The 343-nt window shown below is 39.9% G+C and carries 1 protein-coding gene; it reads left to right on the top strand.

The genetic code is table 11. The features are described 5' to 3' along the window. A partial coding sequence (locus DXB92_RS14030; RefSeq protein WP_187118459.1) for a hypothetical protein occupies positions 1 to 343 on the top strand: 343 nt, incomplete at both ends.

Here is a 343-nt window from a genome sequence, read left to right as displayed (position 1 = left end):
GTTTTGCCCGATGGCTCGAACACTACATTTAAGGATAATGGAAAAGGTGGATTTGAGTGCCTGAACGCTCATAGCACTATGACAAAGTCCGGAAACGAATACACTATTACAAATGCAGCACAGTCAAAATATCACTTTAATACAAACGGTGAATTAGATTGGGTCAAAGATGCAGAAGGTAATGTCTTAACCATCTCTTCTATGACAAATAACCAGCGTATAGTGACAGATTCCACTGGCAGAACTTATACAATCACCTATAATGGCAATAAAGAACATTCTCGGATTACCAGTATTGAAGATACCGCCGCAGGTCGTGTGGTTACTTATGCATATAACGGAG

It is taken from the genome of Ruminococcus sp. OM06-36AC (assembly GCF_003438725.1).
Classification (GTDB): Bacteria; Bacillota; Clostridia; order Oscillospirales; family Ruminococcaceae; genus Ruminococcus_C; species Ruminococcus_C callidus.
The sequence above is the reverse complement of the archived record's forward strand: the minus strand, read 5'-3'. Positions and strand labels throughout refer to the sequence as shown.